Origin of the sequence: Actinotalea sp. C106 (assembly GCF_023630195.1) — a bacterium.
In the GTDB taxonomy this organism is placed as follows: Bacteria; Actinomycetota; Actinomycetes; order Actinomycetales; family Cellulomonadaceae; genus Actinotalea.
Map to the genome: position 1 here is coordinate 1 of NZ_JALPKN010000034.1, position 17,878 is coordinate 17,878.

General features: G+C 72.7%; 22 protein-coding genes, 1 tRNA gene and 1 pseudogene. 11 read left to right on the plus strand and 13 right to left on the minus strand.

Features of this window, described 5'->3' with window-relative positions; genetic code table 11:
• A partial coding sequence (locus L0B03_RS04145) for an ABC transporter ATP-binding protein (protein ID WP_250444368.1) occupies positions 1 to 838 on the minus strand: 838 nt, incomplete at its 3' end.
• Positions 839 to 847: 9 nt separating this feature from the next.
• On the minus strand, positions 848 to 1,411 hold the full coding sequence (locus L0B03_RS04150) for an SSI family serine proteinase inhibitor (protein WP_250444370.1): 564 nt from the start codon (positions 1,409 to 1,411) through the stop codon (positions 848 to 850).
• Between the two features lie 212 nt (positions 1,412 to 1,623).
• Between L0B03_RS04150 and L0B03_RS04155 the strand changes: the two genes are divergently transcribed.
• The 7 genes from L0B03_RS04155 to L0B03_RS04185 all read left to right on the plus strand — a co-directional run bounded on the left by L0B03_RS04155 (position 1,624) and on the right by L0B03_RS04185 (position 8,358).
• Positions 1,624 to 2,904: an aspartate kinase gene (locus L0B03_RS04155; RefSeq protein ID WP_250444372.1), complete on the plus strand. Its 1,281-nt coding sequence runs from the start codon at positions 1,624 to 1,626 to the stop codon at positions 2,902 to 2,904.
• Positions 2,901 to 3,986 (plus strand): aspartate-semialdehyde dehydrogenase, encoded by a 1,086-nt coding sequence (locus L0B03_RS04160; protein ID WP_250444374.1) that lies wholly within the window; start codon positions 2,901 to 2,903, stop codon positions 3,984 to 3,986. Before L0B03_RS04155 ends, L0B03_RS04160 begins: the two co-directional genes overlap by 4 nt.
• A gap of 373 nt (positions 3,987 to 4,359) precedes the next feature.
• The gene (locus L0B03_RS19525) at positions 4,360 to 4,839 is read left to right on the plus strand and encodes a GntR family transcriptional regulator (protein WP_308199994.1); all 480 of its coding nucleotides are present in this window, start codon (positions 4,360 to 4,362) and stop codon (positions 4,837 to 4,839) included.
• Positions 4,836 to 5,714, plus strand: coding sequence for an ATP-binding cassette domain-containing protein (locus tag L0B03_RS04170; RefSeq protein ID WP_250444375.1), 879 nt, complete (start codon positions 4,836 to 4,838; stop codon positions 5,712 to 5,714). Before L0B03_RS19525 ends, L0B03_RS04170 begins: the two co-directional genes overlap by 4 nt.
• Positions 5,711 to 6,469: a hypothetical protein gene (locus tag L0B03_RS04175; protein WP_250444376.1), complete on the plus strand. Its 759-nt coding sequence runs from the start codon at positions 5,711 to 5,713 to the stop codon at positions 6,467 to 6,469. The genes L0B03_RS04170 and L0B03_RS04175 overlap by 4 nt, the downstream gene beginning before the upstream one ends.
• Before the next feature lie 127 nt (positions 6,470 to 6,596).
• Positions 6,597 to 7,604 (plus strand): ABC transporter ATP-binding protein, encoded by a 1,008-nt coding sequence (locus L0B03_RS04180; protein WP_250444377.1) that lies wholly within the window; start codon positions 6,597 to 6,599, stop codon positions 7,602 to 7,604.
• Between the two features lies 1 nt (position 7,605).
• Positions 7,606 to 8,358 (plus strand): ABC transporter permease, encoded by a 753-nt coding sequence (locus L0B03_RS04185; RefSeq protein WP_250444378.1) that lies wholly within the window; start codon positions 7,606 to 7,608, stop codon positions 8,356 to 8,358.
• Between the two features lie 21 nt (positions 8,359 to 8,379).
• Here the strand turns inward: L0B03_RS04185 and L0B03_RS04190 are convergent, their stop codons facing one another.
• From L0B03_RS04190 to L0B03_RS04205, 4 genes are all read right to left on the minus strand, one after another.
• Positions 8,380 to 8,880 carry an NUDIX domain-containing protein gene (locus L0B03_RS04190; protein WP_250444379.1) on the minus strand — a complete coding sequence of 167 codons (501 nt, stop codon included), beginning with the start codon at positions 8,878 to 8,880 and terminating at the stop codon, positions 8,380 to 8,382.
• Between the two features lie 68 nt (positions 8,881 to 8,948).
• Positions 8,949 to 9,025 (minus strand) — tRNA-Pro (locus L0B03_RS04195).
• A 48-nt stretch (positions 9,026 to 9,073) separates the two neighbouring features.
• The gene (locus L0B03_RS04200) at positions 9,074 to 9,988 is read right to left on the minus strand and encodes a metallophosphoesterase (RefSeq protein WP_250444380.1); all 915 of its coding nucleotides are present in this window, start codon (positions 9,986 to 9,988) and stop codon (positions 9,074 to 9,076) included.
• A 2-nt stretch (positions 9,989 to 9,990) separates the two neighbouring features.
• Positions 9,991 to 12,417 carry a transglycosylase domain-containing protein gene (locus tag L0B03_RS04205; protein ID WP_250444381.1) on the minus strand — a complete coding sequence of 809 codons (2,427 nt, stop codon included), beginning with the start codon at positions 12,415 to 12,417 and terminating at the stop codon, positions 9,991 to 9,993.
• A gap of 170 nt (positions 12,418 to 12,587) precedes the next feature.
• On the opposite strand from L0B03_RS04205, the gene L0B03_RS04210 reads away from it, so the two are divergent.
• The 3 genes from L0B03_RS04210 to L0B03_RS04220 are packed head-to-tail and all read left to right on the plus strand — an operon-like array spanning position 12,588 to position 13,567.
• A complete protein-coding gene (locus L0B03_RS04210; RefSeq protein ID WP_250444382.1) occupies positions 12,588 to 12,884 on the plus strand; it encodes a WhiB family transcriptional regulator in 297 nt (98 codons plus the stop codon).
• 45 nt (positions 12,885 to 12,929) lie between these two features.
• The gene (locus L0B03_RS04215) at positions 12,930 to 13,097 is read left to right on the plus strand and encodes a DUF4177 domain-containing protein (RefSeq protein ID WP_250444383.1); all 168 of its coding nucleotides are present in this window, start codon (positions 12,930 to 12,932) and stop codon (positions 13,095 to 13,097) included.
• Positions 13,097 to 13,567, plus strand: coding sequence for a RidA family protein (locus tag L0B03_RS04220; RefSeq protein ID WP_250444384.1), 471 nt, complete (start codon positions 13,097 to 13,099; stop codon positions 13,565 to 13,567). The genes L0B03_RS04215 and L0B03_RS04220 overlap by 1 nt, the downstream gene beginning before the upstream one ends.
• Positions 13,568 to 13,651: 84 nt before the next feature.
• Here L0B03_RS04220 and L0B03_RS04225 read toward each other — a convergent pair whose 3' ends face one another.
• Positions 13,652 to 14,329, minus strand: coding sequence for a Crp/Fnr family transcriptional regulator (locus L0B03_RS04225; RefSeq protein ID WP_250444391.1), 678 nt, complete (start codon positions 14,327 to 14,329; stop codon positions 13,652 to 13,654).
• A gap of 64 nt (positions 14,330 to 14,393) precedes the next feature.
• Positions 14,394 to 14,804, minus strand: a complete 411-nt coding sequence (locus tag L0B03_RS04230) for a hypothetical protein (protein ID WP_250444385.1) — start codon at positions 14,802 to 14,804, stop codon at positions 14,394 to 14,396.
• Between the two features lie 129 nt (positions 14,805 to 14,933).
• Between L0B03_RS04230 and nth the strand changes: the two genes are divergently transcribed.
• On the plus strand, positions 14,934 to 15,710 hold the full coding sequence (gene nth, locus L0B03_RS04235) for an endonuclease III (protein WP_250444386.1): 777 nt from the start codon (positions 14,934 to 14,936) through the stop codon (positions 15,708 to 15,710).
• Here nth and L0B03_RS04240 read toward each other — a convergent pair.
• The 5 genes and pseudogenes from L0B03_RS04240 to L0B03_RS04260 all read right to left on the minus strand — a co-directional run.
• Positions 15,670 to 16,584: an alpha/beta fold hydrolase gene (locus L0B03_RS04240; RefSeq protein WP_250444387.1), complete on the minus strand. Its 915-nt coding sequence runs from the start codon at positions 16,582 to 16,584 to the stop codon at positions 15,670 to 15,672. The two genes, nth and L0B03_RS04240, sit on opposite strands and share 41 nt — an antisense overlap.
• A gap of 9 nt (positions 16,585 to 16,593) precedes the next feature.
• A complete protein-coding gene (locus L0B03_RS04245; RefSeq protein ID WP_250444388.1) occupies positions 16,594 to 16,968 on the minus strand; it encodes a monovalent cation/H(+) antiporter subunit G in 375 nt (124 codons plus the stop codon).
• Positions 16,965 to 17,222, minus strand: coding sequence for a monovalent cation/H+ antiporter complex subunit F (locus tag L0B03_RS04250; RefSeq protein ID WP_250444389.1), 258 nt, complete (start codon positions 17,220 to 17,222; stop codon positions 16,965 to 16,967). Before L0B03_RS04250 ends, L0B03_RS04245 begins: the two co-directional genes overlap by 4 nt.
• Positions 17,219 to 17,659, minus strand: coding sequence for a Na+/H+ antiporter subunit E (locus L0B03_RS04255; protein ID WP_284501352.1), 441 nt, complete (start codon positions 17,657 to 17,659; stop codon positions 17,219 to 17,221). Before L0B03_RS04255 ends, L0B03_RS04250 begins: the two co-directional genes overlap by 4 nt.
• Positions 17,656 to 17,878, minus strand: a pseudogene (locus tag L0B03_RS04260) (monovalent cation/H+ antiporter subunit D family protein); the annotation flags it as partial. The pseudogene L0B03_RS04260 and the gene L0B03_RS04255, both read right to left, overlap by 4 nt.

A 17,878-nucleotide genomic window follows, 5' to 3' on the forward strand; every position in this document is an offset into this window, starting at 1 on the left:
CGCTCGCGTCCCCGGGGAGGTCGAAGCCGGGTGGGCCGAACCCGGCCGGGTCGGGTCCGGCGGGCGCGAGCTGGTCCGTGCCGTCCCCGTCCGCGCGCCACGGGATCCCCACCTGGTCGAGCCAGGCCGTGAGGCCGGTCCGGGAGAGGGCGCGCAGCTTCCACGGACGGCGTGCCGCGGAGGCGGTCGCCAGGCTCTCGGTCGCGACGGTGCGACCTGCCGAGATGAACACCGCGTCGTCGGCCATCTCGTCGAGCTCCACCAGGACGTGGCTCGAGACGAGGACCGTCCTGCCCTGCGCGGCCAGCGAGCGCACCAGCACACGCAGGTCGACGCGGGAGCGCGGGTCCAACCCTGAGGCGGGCTCGTCGAGCAGCAGCACCTGCGGGTCGTGGACCAGGGCGCGGGCGAGCCCGAGCCGCTGCTTCTGCCCGCGGGAGAGCACGTGCGCCGGGCGGTCCGCCAGATCGGTCAGGTGCACCAGGTCGAGGAGCTCGGCGGCGCGCTCCGCGGCCCGTGCGGCGGGGAGTCGGTACGCCGCACCGACCGTGGTGAGGACCTCCCGGGCGGTGAGGGAGTCCCAGGTGCCGAAGGAGTCGGGCATCCAGCCGGTGACCTCGCGCGCACCGGTTCCCACCCCCGGCTCGTGCCCGGCGACGTCGATCGTGCCCGCGTCGGGGCGCAGCAGCCCGGCGAGCAGCAGCAGGAGGGTGGTCTTGCCTGAGCCGTTGGGACCGACCAGGGCGGTCACCGCGCCGCTGCGGGCGACGAGATCGATCCCGTCGACCGCACGCACCGCGCCGAAGTGCCGCCGGACCCCCTGCACCGTGATCGACATGGTCCGAACCTAGAGCAGGCCGGCGTCCGCGGGGAGCAGGTCGCCGAGCGCGTCCCAGCGGAGGATCTCGCACCCGTCGGTGTAAGCGAAGCGCGCGTCGACCGGGTCGCCGTCGAGCGTGCCCTCGACCGTCGCGGTCTGCGGCCCGCCGTACTGCTGGGTGCAGGAGGCGTCGCGGGGCACTGGCGCGAAGGCCTCGGTCCCGACCTCCTCGAGCAGGGCGCACGCGGCCTCGGGGTCGGGGTGGTCGCCGACCGCAGGGTCGCAGGCCAGGGAGTACGTCCGGGCAGCGCCGTCGCCCGTGGCGTCGACGGTGACGCTGAGGCTGGTGCTGGGCGGGGGCACGGTGACGGTGCCCTGGGTCGGGAGCGGAGCCGTGGGCTCACGCGACCCCGCGCCTGTGCTGCCGGGCGCGGCGTCGGGCTCTGCCGGACCGCCGCACCCGAGGAGGGTGAGCGCGAGGAGCAGGGAGCCCGTCACCAGGCCGTACGTCGTCGTCCGCGGTGGCCGGCGGGCGAGTGGTCCACCACCCGAGCGGTCCTGGTGCCCATGGACGGGCGTCCTGCGCTCCATCACCGCTCCTCCTCGTGGTCCGCGGGCCAGCAGGTCGCGGGCGGTCCCGCACTCGCTGCCCCTCGTCCTGCCTGTGTCGTGCCCACGGACGGGCTTGCAGCCATCCGGATGCTGAAAGACTCGGGGTCCGGAATCTGAGCCGGACTATGCTCCGTCGGTCCGGGCGCGGCAAGCCCGCGCCGAGTCGAGACCACACCGGGAGCGTTGTCACCGTGGGTCTGATCGTGCAGAAGTACGGCGGTTCATCCGTCGCCGATGCCCAGAGCATCAAGCGTGTTGCCAAGCGGATCGCCGAGGCGAGGCGAGCCGGCGCCGACGTCGTGGTGGTCGTCTCCGCGATGGGCGACACCACCGACGAGCTCATCGACCTCGCCAACGACATCACACCACTGCCGCCCTCGCGGGAGATGGACATCCTGCTGACGGCGGGGGAGCGCATCTCGATGTCCCTGCTCGCGATGGCCATCGCGAACCTCGGCGTCGACGCGCAGTCGTTCACGGGCCAGCAGGCCGGCGTCATCACCGACGACGAGCATGGCAAGGCTCGCATCCTCGACGTCAAGGCCACCCGCATCCGCGAGGTGCTCGACAGCGGCTCGGTCGCCATCGTGGCCGGTTTCCAGGGGGTCACCGAGCACACCAACGACGTCACCACCCTGGGGCGTGGTGGCTCGGACACCACCGCGGTGGCCCTCGCCGCGGGCCTCGACGCCGACGTCTGCGAGATCTACACCGACGTCGACGGCGTCTTCACCGCCGACCCGCGGATCGTCCCCACGGCCCGCAAGCTCGACCGCATCACCTACGAGGAGATGCTCGACATGGCCGCGAGCGGCGCCAAGGTGCTCATGCTGCGCTGTGTCGAGTACGCCCGCCGTACGCAGGTGCCGATCCACGTGCGCTCGTCCTTCAGCGGGCACACCGGGACCCTGGTCACCGACGAGCCGCTCGACCGAGAAGGAGAAGGACAGATGGAGCAGCCGATCATCGCGGGCGTCGCGCACGACCGCAGCGAGGCCAAGATCACCCTGATGGGCGTCGCGGACGTCCCGGGCAGCGCCGCACGGGTCTTCGAGGTCGTGGCCGCTGCGGGGGTCAACATCGACATGATCGTCCAGAACGTGTCGGCCGCCCGGACGGGCCTGACCGACATCTCCTTCACGCTGCCCGCGGAGGACGGCAAGAGGACCACGGCTGCGCTCCGTGAGGCCAAGGAGACCCTCGGCTACGCCGAGCTCCAGTACGACGACGCGATCGGCAAGGTCTCGCTCATCGGCGCCGGCATGAAGTCCCACCCCGGCATCTCGGCCAAGCTCTTCGGCGCCCTGCGGGACGCCGGCATCAACATCGAGATGATCTCGACCTCGGAGATCCGCGTCTCGGTCGTCACCCGGGCGGACCAGCTCGACGACGCCGTCCGTGCGATCCACTCGGCCTTCGGGCTGGACTCGACCGAGGGTGAGGCCGTGGTCTACGGGGGGTCGGGACGATGAGCGTGGCGCAGCACACCGACAGCCAGGGGCGCCCCGGCCTGCGGGTCGGCGTCGTCGGTGCGACGGGGCAGGTCGGTGCCGTGATGCGCCGCCTGCTCGCCGAGCGCGACTTCCCCGTCGCCGAGATGCGCTACTTCGCCTCGGCGCGCTCGGCCGGCAGCACCCTGCCCTGGGCGGGGGCCGAGGTCGTCGTCGAGGACGCCGAGACCGCCGACGTCAGCGGCCTCGACATCGCGCTCTTCTCGGCCGGCGGCTCGACCTCCAAGGCCCTCGCCCCGCGGTTCGCCGCGGCCGGCGTCACCGTGATCGACAACTCCTCGGCCTGGCGCCGCGACCCCGAGGTGCCCCTCGTGGTCAGCGAGGTCAACCCTGAGGCGATCGACCAGGCCGTCAAGGGCATCATCGCGAACCCGAACTGCACGACCATGGCCGCGATGCCCGTGCTCAAGCCCCTGCACGACGCCGCGGGCCTGCAGCGGCTCGTCGTCTCGACGTACCAGGCGGTCTCGGGGGGCGGGCTCAAGGGCGTCGCCGAGCTCGAGACCCAGATCAAGGCCCTCGAGGGTTCCGACGTCGCGGCGCTCACCCACGACGGCGGCGCCGTGGACTTCCCCGAGCCGGTGATCTACGACCACCCGATCGCGTTTAACGTGCTCGCGATGGCCGGGTCGATCGTGGACGACGGCTCCTTCGAGACCGACGAGGAGCAGAAGCTCCGCCACGAGAGCCGCAAGATCCTGGGTGTGCCCGACCTGCTCGTCTCGGGCACCTGCGTGCGGGTGCCGGTCTTCACCGGCCACTCGCTGTCGATCAACGCCGAGTTCGCCACGCCGATCTCGGTCGAGCGGGCCTACGAGCTCCTCGCCGACGCCCCCGGGGTCGAGGTCGCCGACGTGCCCACGCCGCTGCAGGCCGCGGGCAAGGACCCGAGCCTGGTCGGGCGGATCCGGCGGGACGAGGGGGCCCCCGAGGGGCGCGGGCTCGCGCTCTTCGTCAGCGGGGACAACCTGCGCAAGGGTGCCGCGCTCAACGCGGTCCAGATCGCCGAGCTCATCGCCACGAAGCGGCTCGCGAGCAGCTGACCCGCTGACCGCCGGAGCAGCAGCTCCACCTGGCATCGAGAGGCGCCGTCCCACGAGGGACGGCGCCTCTCGTCGTCTCTGCCCCGGCCTCCTCCGCGCCTCCACAGCCATCGGGGTCGATCGGGGTCACATGGTGACCCTGATCGACCCCGATCTTGCGTGGCGGTGCGGCTCGTTGGGCTGCGAGGAGCCATCGGCCCTCCGGGGGGCGGCGCAGGGCTGGCACGGGGAGGAGGGGGTGCGGGCAGGGATGGGCGACGGCCCGGCCATGGCTTCAGGGCTCGGTAGGCGTGGGGGTTGTGCACGGCGCGGTTCCATGGTTCATTAGTGGAGTAATGAACCATGGAACCGGGCGACGAGGGAGGATGTGACCGTGTTCGACGGACGCGACCCCATCTACCTGCAGATCGCTGACCGGATCCGCACCGAGATCCTCAACGGCAGCCTCCGAGAGGAGGAGCAGGTCATGTCCACCACCCAGTACGCCACGACGTACCGGATCAACCCCGCCACGGCCGCCAAGGCGTTCGCCGAGCTCGTCGACGAGGGCGTCCTCTACAAGCGCCGCGGCGTCGGCATGTTCGTGAGCCCCGAGGCCCGCGAGCAGCTCCTGGCCGGACGGCGCGAGCGGTTCTTCGCCGACGTCCTCGCCCCCCTCGTCGCCGAGGCGCGGGTGCTGGGGATCCCCCTGGCCGAGATCGTCGACCGGCTGCGCCAGCTCGACGAGGAGGCCGCCACGACAGCAGGCCCCGCCGTCGGGCGGACGACGACCCCCGAGCTCGTACCCGACCGCGCGACCCCCCAGGACGCCGTGCTCGAGGATGCGCCCCTCGAGGACGGGGGCGTGCGATGAGCTTCGGCGTCGAGATCCGGGACCTCACGGTCCGCTACGGGCGGACGGCGGCCCTCGAGGGGGCGAGCCTCACTCTCGCCCCCGGGGCGATCCACGGTCTCCTGGGCCGCAACGGCTCGGGCAAGACCACCCTGCTCTCGGTGCTCGCGGCCTTCCGCCGTCCCTCGGCCGGCCAGGTGCTCGTCGACGGCGAGGACCCGTGGGAGAACCCACGCGTCATGGCCGGGACATGCCTGGTCCGCGAGAGCGGTGACGTCGAGGTCGACACCGCGATGAGGGACACCCTGGAGTACCTCGAGGGGGCCCGCCCGCACTTCGACCGCGATCTCGCCGAACGGCTCATGGACACCTTCGAGCTCGACCCCCGGCGCAAGCCCACCAAGCTCTCGCGGGGCAAGCGCTCGGCCTTCGGTGCCGTCGTCGGGCTCGCGACCCGGGCCGAGCTGACGCTCTTCGACGAGGTCTACCTCGGCATGGATGCGCCCTCGCGGTACGCCTTCTACGACGCGCTGCTCGAGGACTACGTCGAGCACCCGCGCACCATCGTGCTCTCGAGCCACCTCATCGAGGAGATCGAGAGGCTGCTCGAGCACGTCGTGATCCTCGACCGGGGCGGGGTGCTTCTCGCGGAGGACGCCGACGTCCTCGGCTCCCGAGGTGCCCGCGTGACAGGTCCCGGACCCGCGGTGGACGCCTTCGTCGCAGGCCGTCGCGTCCTGCGCCGCGAGCACCTCGGGCCCACCGTCCAGGCCACCGTCGACGACACCCTGGACGAGACCGCCCGGGCCGAGGCCAGTGCCGCAGGGCTCGAGGTGGGCCCCGTGGACCTGCAGAGCCTCGTCGTCCACCTCACCGCGAAGGAGCCGGTCCGATGAGCCTCCCGACCTCCACCGCCACCCCCGCCTCGACCTCGTCGTCCCGCCCCGTGACGCCCTCACACCTGGCGGGATACCGCGTCGGCCTGCGCTGGTTGTTCCAGACCCACGGGCTCATGTTCACCTGGGCCGTGGGCATGCTCGTCGTGCTCGTCGCGGCGGCCACGATCATCGTCTCGAACGTCACCACCCCCTCCGAGTCGATCGTGCAGTACGCCCGGCAGGGGCTCACCTGGTTCCCGTTCTCGATCGCCATCGTCGGCGTCAGCACCTACACCAACGTGCACATCGGCGCCGGGCTGACCCGGCGCAGCCTCGGCTGGGCGGTCCTCACCGCCGCGGTGGGGGTCGCGGCCGCGTACGCCGCGCTCTTCACCGTGGCCCTGCAGCTCGAGCGGGCCCTGTACGGATGGACGGGGTGGACCCACGGGGTCGACGGTCACAGCTCCCTGTTCACCGACTCCGGCCAGGTCGGACTGGTGCTGCTCGACGTGGGCCTGCTCTTCCTCGCGGGCCAGCTCTGCGGCGTCCTGGTCGGCATCGTCTACTACCGGGCGGGCGGATGGTGGGGGACCCTCGCGCTGCCGTTGACCGCCGGGCCGATCCTGCTGGTCACCCCGGCGCTCATGACGTCGGTCCTGGGCGACCTCGGCCTGGCTGGCCGAGCCCTGCTCGTCCTGGTCGTGCTGGGCGCCGTGAGCTTCGCCGCGCACCGGCTCGTACTGGGCGTCCAGGTCCGCAAGCTCGCGACCTGACGTCCCGCACCCCCACCCGCCGCGCCCAGCACCTGGGCCGTTCGCACCCTGCGCCACCCGCACCACTGCACCTGCGGCGCCACCCGTCCCTACCCTCGCCTGCCCTCTCCCGACCGAGGAGCCCGCCATGCCGAGCCCAGCCGCCCCCGTCATCGCCCAGGTCGAGCACCTGGCCAAGTCCTACGGCGGGGTGCCCGCCGTGACCGACGTCTCCCTCGAGCTCCGGCGGGGCGAGATCCTCGGCGTCCTCGGCCCCAACGGTGCCGGCAAGACGACGACCGTCGAGTGCCTGACGGGCCTGCGCGCACGGGACGCGGGCCGGGTCGAGGTGCTCGGGCTGGACCCGGCCCGCGACGGCGCCGCGCTGCGGCAACGGGTCGGCTGCCAGCTCCAGGAGAGCGAGCTGCCGGCCAAGCTCCGCGCCGGGGAGGCCCTCGACCTGTACGGCTCCTTCTACGACCACCCGGCCGACGGGCGCGAGCTCGCGGCACGCCTCGGCCTCGGCGGCCACCTGAACACGCCCTACGCGGGCCTCTCGGGCGGGCAGAAGCAGCGGCTGTCGATCGCCCTCGCCCTCGTCGGCAACCCCGAGGTCGCCGTGCTCGACGAGCTCACCACCGGGCTGGACCCCCAGGCCCGGCGGGACACCTGGGACCTCATCGAGCAGGTGCGCGACGACGGCGTCACGATCGTGCTGGTCACCCACTTCATGGACGAGGCCGAGCGGCTGTGCGACCGCGTGGTCCTGATCGACCAGGGCGAGGTCGTCGCCACCGACACCCCGGCCGGGCTCGTCGCCTCGGTGCAGGGCGGTCAGGTGCTGCGCCTCCGACTGACCACGACCACCCCGCGCCGCGCCCTGGACGAGGCGCTGCAGGCCGTCGACGGACTCACGGAGCTGCGGGTGGTCCCGCCTCAGCTCGGCCCGGAGACCTCACCCACCGTCGTCACCCCTGAGGACGACGTCGTGCTGCGCGGTGAGCGGGGGATGGTGGGTCCCGCGCTGCTGGCCCTCGCCCGCGCCGGGCTCGAGCCGGTGGACGTCGCGGCCGAGCGGATGACCCTCGAGGACGCCTTCGTGACCCTCACCGGACGGGCTGCGTCCGCCACGTCCCCCAGCCACCAGGAGGCCTGAGATGACCGCGCTCCGTGCCCTGACCCTCGCCGAGGGGCGGCTCTACCTGCGTGACGCCGGCACCGCGTTCTTCGCCCTCGCCTTCCCGACGGTGCTCCTGGTGCTCATGGCCTTCGCGCTCCCCGGGATGCGCGACCCGATCGAGGACCTGCCCGGGTTCGCGGGCCTGCGGCCGATCGACCTCTACGCCCCGGTCGCGGTGGCCATGGCCATCGCGACCACCTCGCTCACGACCTTCCCGGCGGTCTTCGGCACCTACCGCGAGAAGGGGGTGCTGCGCCGGCTGTCGACCACGCCCCTGCCTGCCTCGCGGCTGCTGGTCGCCCAGGTGAGCATCAACATCGCGGCCCTGGTGGTCGCGGTGGCCGCGGCCCTCACGGCGGCCTCCTTCGCCTTCGAGGTCGCGGCCCCGAGCCAGCCCGGGGTCGTCCTGGTGGCCTTCCTGCTCGGCGCGGCTCACATGACCGCCCTCGGCTGCGTGCTCGCGGCGGTCGTCCCGACGGCCTCCTCGGCCAACGGGCTCGGGATGCTGCTCTACTTCCCGATGCTCTTCCTCGCGGGGGTCTGGACCCCGGGCCCGTTGATGCCCGCCGGGCTGTCCGAGGTGGCGGCGTACCTGCCGCTGGGGGCCGCCGCCCAGGCGATGAGCGAGGGGTGGTTCGGCGACGGGCTGCCGATCACCCCGATGCTGGCCATGGTCGGGTGGACCGTGCTGCTCATCCCGGTCGCGGCGAGGCTCTTCCGCTGGCGCTGAGATGGCGCGCGGATCGGCAGGTCAGTCCCGGCGGAAGAAGGTCTGGGGCGAGCGCCCGGCCTCGTGCTCTGCGACGTAGGCGAGGGCGTGCTCGAGCCGGCCGACCGAGGTGTCCAGGAGGTCGGGCGGCACGGCGTCGACCGGGAACCACCCGACCTCGAGGGACTCGTCGTCCGCGACGTGGGCCTCGCCCGAGAGGGGACGGCACCAGAAGCACAGGTCGATGTACTGGGCGCGGTCGCCGTTGTCGTAGCCGATGGGCTCGCCGCTCTCGACGGCGGTGAGGGCGACGACCTCGACCTCGACGCCGGTCTCCTCGAGCACCTCGCGGGCCAGCCCGACGGCGGGCTGCTCCCCGGGTTCGAGGATGCCGCTCGGCACGGCCCACCGGCCGTTGTCGGAGCGGCGCCCCAGGAGGACGCGTCCGGCGTCGTCGAGGACGACGGCGGACACCCCCGGCATCCACAGCAGGTCATGGCCGACCGAGCGGCGCAGGTGGGTGATGAACTCGGGTACGGGCACGCAGCGATGCTACGGAACGAGATGAGCCCCTGACCAGCGTGATCGCTGGTCAGGGGCTCATGTGCCCATGGTCGGGGTGACAGGATTTGAACCTGCGCCCTCTTCGTCCCGAACGAAGCGCGCTACCAAGCTGCGCCACACCCCGGTGGAGCCTGACAAGGATAGCCCAGGCGTGGCGCCTCGGTGAAACCGGTCAGCGGGCGGTGAGGGTCAGGAGGCTCGCCTCGGGCCGGCAGGCGAACCGGACGGGGGTGTACGGGGAGGTGCCCAGGCCCGCCGAGACGTGCAACCAGGTGGAGTCCTCACCTCCCGCGGCGTCGGGTCGGGCGCCTGGCCAGCCGTGCAGACCCTTGACCCGACCGGTGTCGAGGTCGCAGTTGGTGACCAGGGCGCCGTAGCCGGGGATGCAGAGCTGTCCGCCGTGGGTGTGGCCCGCGAGGACGAGGTCGGAGCCCTCGGCGTGCATGGCGTCGAGCACCCGGCGGTACGGGGCGTGGGTGACGCCGAGCCTGAGGTTCGCCTCGGGGGAGTCCTGCGGGGCGGGGAAACGATCGCGGTCCAGGTGCGGGTCGTCGACCCCCGCGAGGGCGATGGTCTGCCCGGCGACGGTCAGCGCATCGCGGCGGTTGGTGAGGTCCTTCCAGCCGGCGTCGCGCAGGGTCGCGGCGAGCTCGGCGGCGGGCAGGGTGCGCTCGGGCGGGACTATCGGGAACCGGTCGGGGGCGAGGTAGCGCGCCGGGTTCTTGGGGATGGGCGCGTAGTAGTCGTTCGAGCCCATGACGAAGGCCCCTGGGGTGCCGAGCAGCGGCTCGAGGGCGTGCAGCAGGGCGGGTAGTGCGTCGACGTGCGCCATGTTGTCCCCCGTGTCGACCACGAGGTCCGGCTCGAGGTCGGCGAGGGAACGGACCCAGGCGATCTTGTCGTCCTGGGAGGGGGTCAGGTGCAGGTCGGACAGGTGCAGCACCCGCAGCGGGGCAGAGCCCGGGGCGAGCACGGGGACCGTGAGCTCGCGGAGCACGTAGGAGCGGGCCTCGATCAGCGACCAGGTCAGACCCGCGGCCCCCGCGAGGGCCGCGGCGCCGAGCAGGCGCAGAGGGGTGGAGGGCATCCTCAGTCCTCGTCCCGGTCATCCGGGCTGTTGCCGTTCTCGCCGCCGCCGTTCTCGGGCTCCGGTTCGGGTTGCGGCTCGGGCTGCGGCTCGGGTCCGCGGGACGGGACGATCGTGACGACCGAGCCTCGGGTCGCGGAGCTCCCCGAGCCCGGGGTCGTGTACGCCACGGTCCCTGCGGGGGCCGAGGAGTACACGGGGTCGGCGCTCACGACCGCGTTGAACCCGCGGGTCACCAGGGTCTGCCGGGCGGCGTCGACGGACTGGCCCGAGACGCTCGGGATCGCGATGCGCTCGCCGTAGAGCAGGCGGTCGTTGATCGGCGTGAAGCCCTCGACGGGCAGACCGGCGTGGGCCTGCTCCATGAACCGCTTCCACGTGGGGCCGGCGATCGACGACCCATACATGTAGTCGCGATAGGTGCCGCCGACCGTCATGAACTGCACCGGGCGCATCGCGTCGGGGAAGCCGACCCACACGGCGCCGGCCATCTGCGGGGTGTAGCCGACGAACCAGGTGTACTCGTTGCGCGAGGTGGTGCCGGTCTTGCCGGCCGAGGGGCGGTCGAGGGCCCCGATCGCACGTCCCGTCCCGGTCCACACCTGGCCCAGCGCGTGGTTCATGCCGGCGGCGATCTCGGGGCTGAGCACCTCGCGGCAGTTGGCCTCGGGGACCGGGAGCGGCTCGCCGTTGGTGTCGAGCACCTCGGTGATCGCGATGGGCTCGCAGTAGGTGCCGCCGGAGGCGAAGGTCGCGAAGGCCGAGGCCATGGTGAGCGGGGCCACCGAGTCGCTGCCGATCACGTTGGCGGGGTACGGCGAGAAGGGCTCGCCGTCGGGCTTGTGCACGCCCATCGAGGTCGCGGTGTCCATGACGTTGCACAGGTCGAGCTGGGTGGCCATCTCGAAGTACCCGCTGTTGACCGAGTTGCGCGTGGCGTCCTGGACGGTCATGAACCCGCCCGAGCCCTCGGCGTTGCCGGGGTTCCACTCACGGTTGACGCCGGGGGCCCCGCAGGCCGTGAACATGTTCTCGTTGAGAGGCTTGAGCCGACCGTCGATCACCTCGTTGAGGCTGCGGCCGTCCTTGAGCCACTGCACCAACGTGAAGGGCTTGAAGGTCGAGCCCGGGGCGAACCCCTTGGAGGAGCCGTAGGCGCTGTCGGTGTTGTAGTTGACCGCGGTCTCGCCCGGGCCGGTCTCCAGAGAGCTGTTGTAGACCCGGTTCTGGGCCATGGCGAGGATGTGCCCGGTGCCCGGCTCGACCACCGAGATCGCGGAGGCGACCCCCGACGGGTCGTCCACCGGGATGCCGTTCTTGACCTCGGTGTCGGCGATGAGCTGCAGGTCGGGGTCGAGGGTCGTGGTGATGGTCAGCCCGCCGCGCAGCAGCCGGTTCACGCGGTCGGCCCGCGTCTCCCCGAAGGTCGCGTCGCTGGCGATCACCTTGGTGACGTAGTCGCAGAAGTACCCCGCGTGGGAGACCGAGTTGGCCTCGACGCAACCGAGCTTGACGTCCCCGATGTTGAGGCTCTCGGCGATGGGCGTGTCCAGGCCTGCCTGCAGCTCCTCCTGGGTGACGTAGCCCTCCTGGCGCATGTTCCGCAGGACGAGGTCGCGCTTGGCCTGCGACGCCTCGGGGTTGCGCTCGGGGTCCAGGGCCGACGGTGACTGCGTGACCCCCGCGATGGTCGCCGCCTGCAGGTAGGTCAGCTCGCTGGCGGGCACCGAGAAGAAGTGCTGGGCCGCGGCCTCGACCCCGTAGACCGACAGGCCGAACTGCGCGATGTTCAGGTACCGCTCGAGGATCTCGTCCTTGCTGATGCGCTTCTCGAGGGCGATCGCGAGCTTGGCCTCCTCGAGCTTGCGGGCGTATCCGGCGGCGCCCTCGGTCTCGCGGGCCGCGGCGATCGCCGCCTGGACCTCGGCGTCGTCGTCGCTGGCCTGGGCCGCCTGGATGAGCGCGTTCTTGACGTACTGCTGGGTCAGGGTCGAGGCGCCCTCGACGTCGTCGCTCATCGCGTTGTTCACCAGCGCGCGGGCCATACCCGTGGGGTCGATGCCGCCGTGCTCGTAGAAGCGGCGGTCCTCGGTCGCGATGACGGCGTCCTTCATCGACTGGGAGATGTCGTCGAGGCCGACGACGATGCGGTCCTCGTGGAAGAACTCCGCCAGCACGGTGCCGTCGGCGGCCACCACCGTGGACTTCTCGGACAGGGGCACCTCCTCGAGCTCCTCGGGCAGGTCGTCGAAGAGCTGCACCGAGGTCTCGGTGAGCGTGCTCGTCGTCGCGACCGCGGGCATCACCAGACCTGCGGCGAGCACTCCGCCGAGGACCGCCATGATCACGAACGCACCCAGCAGCGCTACGGCCTGCAGGACGTTGATCTGACGGCCCTGACCAGACCGGGAGGACGCAGAGGACACCATGCTTCCCAGGGTACGTGAGCCCACCGTCATCTCCCCCGCTCCGGGGCGTCTCAGGTGTGGAGGCTCTGTGAGCGCCTCGGTGAGGGCCCTGGACCGCCGCGGGCCCTAACGGCCCATGCCCCGGGGCCTCCGACCCGTCTACGGTGGACCTGCGAGGGGGGAGGGGACCGATGGAGGACCAGCACTGGACGGCGTACGCGGCCTGCGTGGAGGCGTGCCCGGACGACCTCTTCGTCGAAGGGGCTGCGCAGCGCTCGGCCCGCGGCGTCTGCCAGGAGTGCCCCGTCCGCCTCGAGTGCCTCGTCGACGCCCTCGACCACAAGGTGTTCTTCGGGGTGTGGGGCGGCATGACCGAGCGTCAGCGGCGCGCCCTGCTGCGCAGCCGGCCCGACGTCGTCTCGTGGCGCGAGGAGCTCGAGGCCCAGCCCGACCTGCTCGGCCCGCTGCACGCCTACCGTCCGCGCTGAGCCGCCACCCCGCTGTCGGACGGGTCCCGACGATAGGGTCGAGCCATGGCCACCACGTGGGAGTACGCAACCGTTCCGCTCATCGTCCACGCCACCAAGGCGATCCTCGACCAGTGGGGCTCGGACGGGTGGGAGCTCGTCCAGGTCATCCCTGGCCCCGACAGCAACGGCCTCGTCGCCTACCTCAAGCGCCCCACGGGCGAGACCTCCTGATGAGCGGGGTCAGCCAGCGTCTCAGCGAGCTCGGCATCACCCTGCCGTCGGTCGCCGCCCCGGTGGCGGCCTACGTGCCTGCCGTGCGGGTCGGCACCCAGGTGTGGACCTCGGGCCAGCTGCCCTTCGTCGACGGGGCGCTGGCCACCACCGGCAAGGTCGGTGAGGGCGAGGGCCTGGTCCCGCCGCAGGAGGCCGCGGGCCTCGCACGCACCGCGACCCTCAACGCCCTCGCCGCGATCGCCGAGCTCGCGGGCAGCCTCGACCGCGTGCGGCGCGTCATCAAGGTGGTCGGCTTCGTCGCGAGCGACCCGGGGTTCACCGGCCAGCCCACCGTCATCAACGGTGCGAGCGAGCTGCTCGGCCAGGTCTTCGGCGAGGCCGGGGTGCACGCACGCAGCGCCGTGGGCGTCGCGGTGCTGCCGCTCGACTCCCCGGTCGAGGTCGAGCTGGTCGTCGAGCTCGGCTGAGCGCGGCCTTCTCGAGCGGGGTCCGCCCAGCGGGCCCGTCCCTGTTCAGCGCGCCTGGGCCATGCTCAGCGGGCCCTGCCCTGCTCAGCGCGCCCGGCGCTCCAGGCGCGGGATGTCGAGGAGAACGATCGCGCGCCCCTCGCGGCGCACCCACCCCCGGCCGGCGAAGTCCGCGAGGGCCTTGTTGACCGTCTCGCGCGAGGCGCCGACCAGCTGGGCGAGCTCCTCCTGGGTGAGGTCGTGCGCGACCCGCAGACCGTCCTCGGCCGGCTCGCCGAACCGCCGCGACAGGTCGAGCAGGGCCTTGGCCACCCGGCCGGGCACGTCGGAGAAGACCAGGTCGGCGAGGGCCTCGTTGGTCCGTCGCAGACGCCGCGCGAGGGCCTCGAGCAGGTGCTTGGCGACCGCCGGGTGCTCCTCGAGCCAGGCGATCAGCTCGGCGTGACCGAGCTCGTACAGGACGGCGTCGGCCACGGCGCTCGCGGTCGCGGTGCGCGGGCCGGGGTCGAAGAGGGACAGCTCGCCGAACATCTCGGCCGGACCGAGCACGGCCAGGAGGTTCTCGCGGCCGTCGTTGGACCGGCGCCCGAGCTTCACCTTGCCCGAGCCGATCACGTACAGCCGGTCCCCGGGCTCTCCCTCGTGGAAGATGGCCCGACCCCGCGGCAGGGGGATCTGCTTCATCGACGCCAGCAGCGCGCGGGCTGCCTCGCTGTCGATCGCCGCGAAGAGCGGTGCTGCGAGCACCACGTCGTCGTCCACGCCGTTCCGTCCCTCCGTGATGCGCCTCACGCGCTGCGTCCCATCCTGCCTCATGGCGGAGGGCTCAGCGACCGCCGTGCTGCCCCTCACGCGTGGCCAGCTGCCGCAGCATCCGTTCGGTGGAGGCCTCGAGGGCCGCGTCGAGCTCGGCTCCGTAGCTCGCGAGCCGGCGGTCGAGGTGGCGCAGGCGCGTCATGAGCTCGACGGGGTCCAGCGGCGTCACGCTCGTCACGGCCGCGCTGAGCTCCCGGGTCGAGGGCAGGTCGTCCCCGGCTTCGGGCAGCACGTCCCAGGTCATCGAGCGGAGCGGCTCGGGCGGGGCGAACGCGGCGACCGCGAGGTCGAGACGGGCCCGCAGCAGCCGGCGCCACCGCTCGAGCTGTGCCTTCTCGGCGCGCACCGACCGGCGCGCGGCACGACGGTCGAGGGGGTCCGAGGACGGACCTGTCGCCGCACGGACCGACATGATCGCCATGGCGCCTTCCTCGTTCCTGGCGCCGCTGGTGCGGCTCCGCTCCAGGGGTTGTCGACGCCCCCGGGAGGTACTTGAGCCCGGCGGTCCGAGGTTCACCCCAATGGGCCTGCGCCCTCGTACGCTGCAGGGATGGCCCGCGCGCACCCTCCGCAGACCCCGCTCGCCCGGACCCGCCGCGCCCGTCGCGTCGACCGGCTCCTCGGCGAGCGCTATCCCGACGCCCGGTGCGAGCTCGACTTCAGGACCCCGCTCGAGCTGCTCGTCGCGACGGTGCTCTCGGCTCAGACCACCGACGTCCGGGTCAACCTCGTCACCCCCGTCCTGTTCGCCCGGTACCCCGAGGCCCGTGCCTACGCCGAGGCCGACCGGGTCGAGCTCGAGGAGCTCATCCGCCCGACCGGGTTCTTCCGCGCCAAGGCGGAGTCCCTGCGTGGGCTGGGCCGTGTGCTGGTCGAGGAGCACGACGGCGATGTCCCGAGCACCATGGCCGACCTGGTGGCCCTGCCCGGGGTGGGACGCAAGACGGCCAACGTCGTGCTCGGCAACGCCTTCGACGTCCCGGGCCTCCCGGTGGACACGCACGTGGGCCGCGTGGCCCGACGGCTGGGGCTGACCACCGAGGAGGACGCGGTCAAGGTCGAGGCCGAGCTGTGCGCCCAGCTCCCGCGGCGTGCGTGGACGATGTTCTCGCACCGGATGATCTTCCACGGGAGGCGCACCTGCCACTCCCGGCGACCGGCCTGCGGGGCCTGCCCGCTGGCGGTCCTGTGCGCCTCGGCCGGCATCGGCGAGCAGGACCCCGAGCGCGCCGCAGCCCTCGTCAAGGGCGGGCCCGTCCCCGGATCCGCCCCGGGGGACGACCCGGTCAGGGCAGGTCGGCCAACCAGTCCAGCAGCAGGGCCGTGACCTCCTCCGGCGCCTCCTCGGCCAGGTAGTGCCCCGCCCCGACGACCGTCTCGAAGCGGTAGGGCGCACCGGGGCCGCCCCGCGCGACCCGCACCGGGATGCAGCGGTCCACCGTGCCGTGCACCTGCAGCACCGGGACGGCTGGGGCCTCGCGCAGGGCCGCGAGGTAGCGCCGCCCGTCCAGGCGAGGGGTCGAGCGCACCAGCCACCGCAGGGTCTCCATGCTGCTGTGCGCGGCGAAGGGCACCTGGACGGCCTCCCGGTAGACCCTGGCCTCCTCGGCCGAGAGCCAGCCGGGCGCGCCCCACTCGCCGAGCAGTCGGGTGGTGAGGTCACGGTGGGTGAGCTGACGTTCCGGGAACCAGGGCAGCTGGGCGAAGGCGAGCCGCCGAGCCGCCGACGTGGTCAGCAGCGCCCTGGCCACGGTGCCGGAGTGCATCCGCAACGGGTGCGGGGCGCTGAGGGCCGCGACGGCCCGGGTCACCCCGGGGTGCAGGGCTGGCATCGACCACGCGAGGGTGCCGCCCCCTCCCTGACCGACGACGACGGCGTCCTGCGCGCCCAGGGAGCGGATCACCCCGGCGACGTCCCGGGCCAGGGTCGGCAGCCCGTAGCCCTGCGGGGGCTTGTCCGAGGCGCCGGTGCCGCGCAGGTCCATCGCGGCGACCCGGTACCCCGCCTGGGCGAGAGCCGGGATCTGGTGCCGCCAGGCCCACCAGTGCTGGGGGAACCCGTGCAGCAGGACGACCCACGGGGCGTCGTCGTCCGTCCCGGGGGTGGGGTCGCCGACCGCGACGTGGAACCGCGAGCCGTTCGCCGCCACGAGGCGGTGCTCCCACGGCCCGTCCACCAGCACGGCACTCGCATCAGTCACGGGCGGACCCTACTCTGCCGGGCTCGTCCGCGGAGTCGGCGCCTCGGGGTCGATCTCGGCCTCGGCGAGCTGGTCGTGGTGGGTGGCCGAGGTGCGCGGGGCGTGGGTCAGGTAGGCGGCGCGCGCCATGGCGTTGCCCCCGACCGCCGCCGTGCCCAGCTGGATGAGGATCGCCAGAGCCACCTTGGCGGTGTTGAGCGGGGTGGGGTGGTGCATCAGCACGCCGACCAGGATGAGGCTGATGCCCAGCCCACCGGCCATGGTCACGCCGCTCAGACGCGAGTAGACGTCGGGCAGGCGCAGCAGGCCGAAGGCGCCGAGGGCGAAGACCGCGACACCCAGCAGGATCAGGGCCGTGCCGAAGCCGGCGAGGGTCACGGTCATCTCTTGCCTCCCGTGATCAGGCGCGCCAGGGACAGGGCGGCGATGAACCCCACGATGGTCCCGACGAGGGCGATGTCGATGATGTAGCCGGTCTCCAGACGCAGACCGAGGAGCACCACGAGGGCCACGAAGCCGAAGAAGATGATGTCCGCCGCGGCGCCCCGGTCGGCGTCCGAGGGGCCCTTGAGGATGCGGACCGTCGCGGCGAGCATCGACAGCACGATGACCGCGAAGGCCACGTCGATGAAGGTCATGCTCGCTCCTCGGGTCCGGGGTGCTCGGGGACGGGCTCCAGGTCCGGTGGCGGGGCCGGGTGGCGGTCGACGCGAGGCGGCACGGGGCCGGGCTCGGGGTCACGCCGCAGGAAGCCGATCATGCGTGCCTCCATCGCGTAGATGCCCTCCCGGAAGGAGTCCGGATCGCCGACGTACATGCCGTGCACCCACAGGGTCGCCGGCTCGCGGCGGACGGCGACCGTCACGGTGCCGGGGGTCAGGGTGATCATGTTGGCGATCGTCGTGATCTCGAGGTCGGTGCGGGCCCGCAACGGGATCTCGATGAACCCCGCGTCGATCGCGCTGCCCGGCGTCAGGAGGTCCTTGGCCAGGACGAGGTTCGCCTTGACCACCTCGAGGGCGTAGTAGAAGGGGAACGCGACCATGCGCAGTCCCCAACGCAGTGCCGAGCTCATCGGCCGATCACCGCCTCGACGTAGGCCGACGTGTCGAGCAGGCCGGCAGCCGCCTGGCTGCTCAAGGAGAGCAGGCCCTCGGCGCCCAGGCCGATGCTCAGGGTGACCAGGGTCAGGACCACCGAGGGCAGCAGCACCGCTGGGCGCACCCGCGAGCGGGTCGCGCTGCCGTCCTCGGGCCGGGCCGCGGTGGCTGCTGGTGCGGCGACCGCGGTCTGC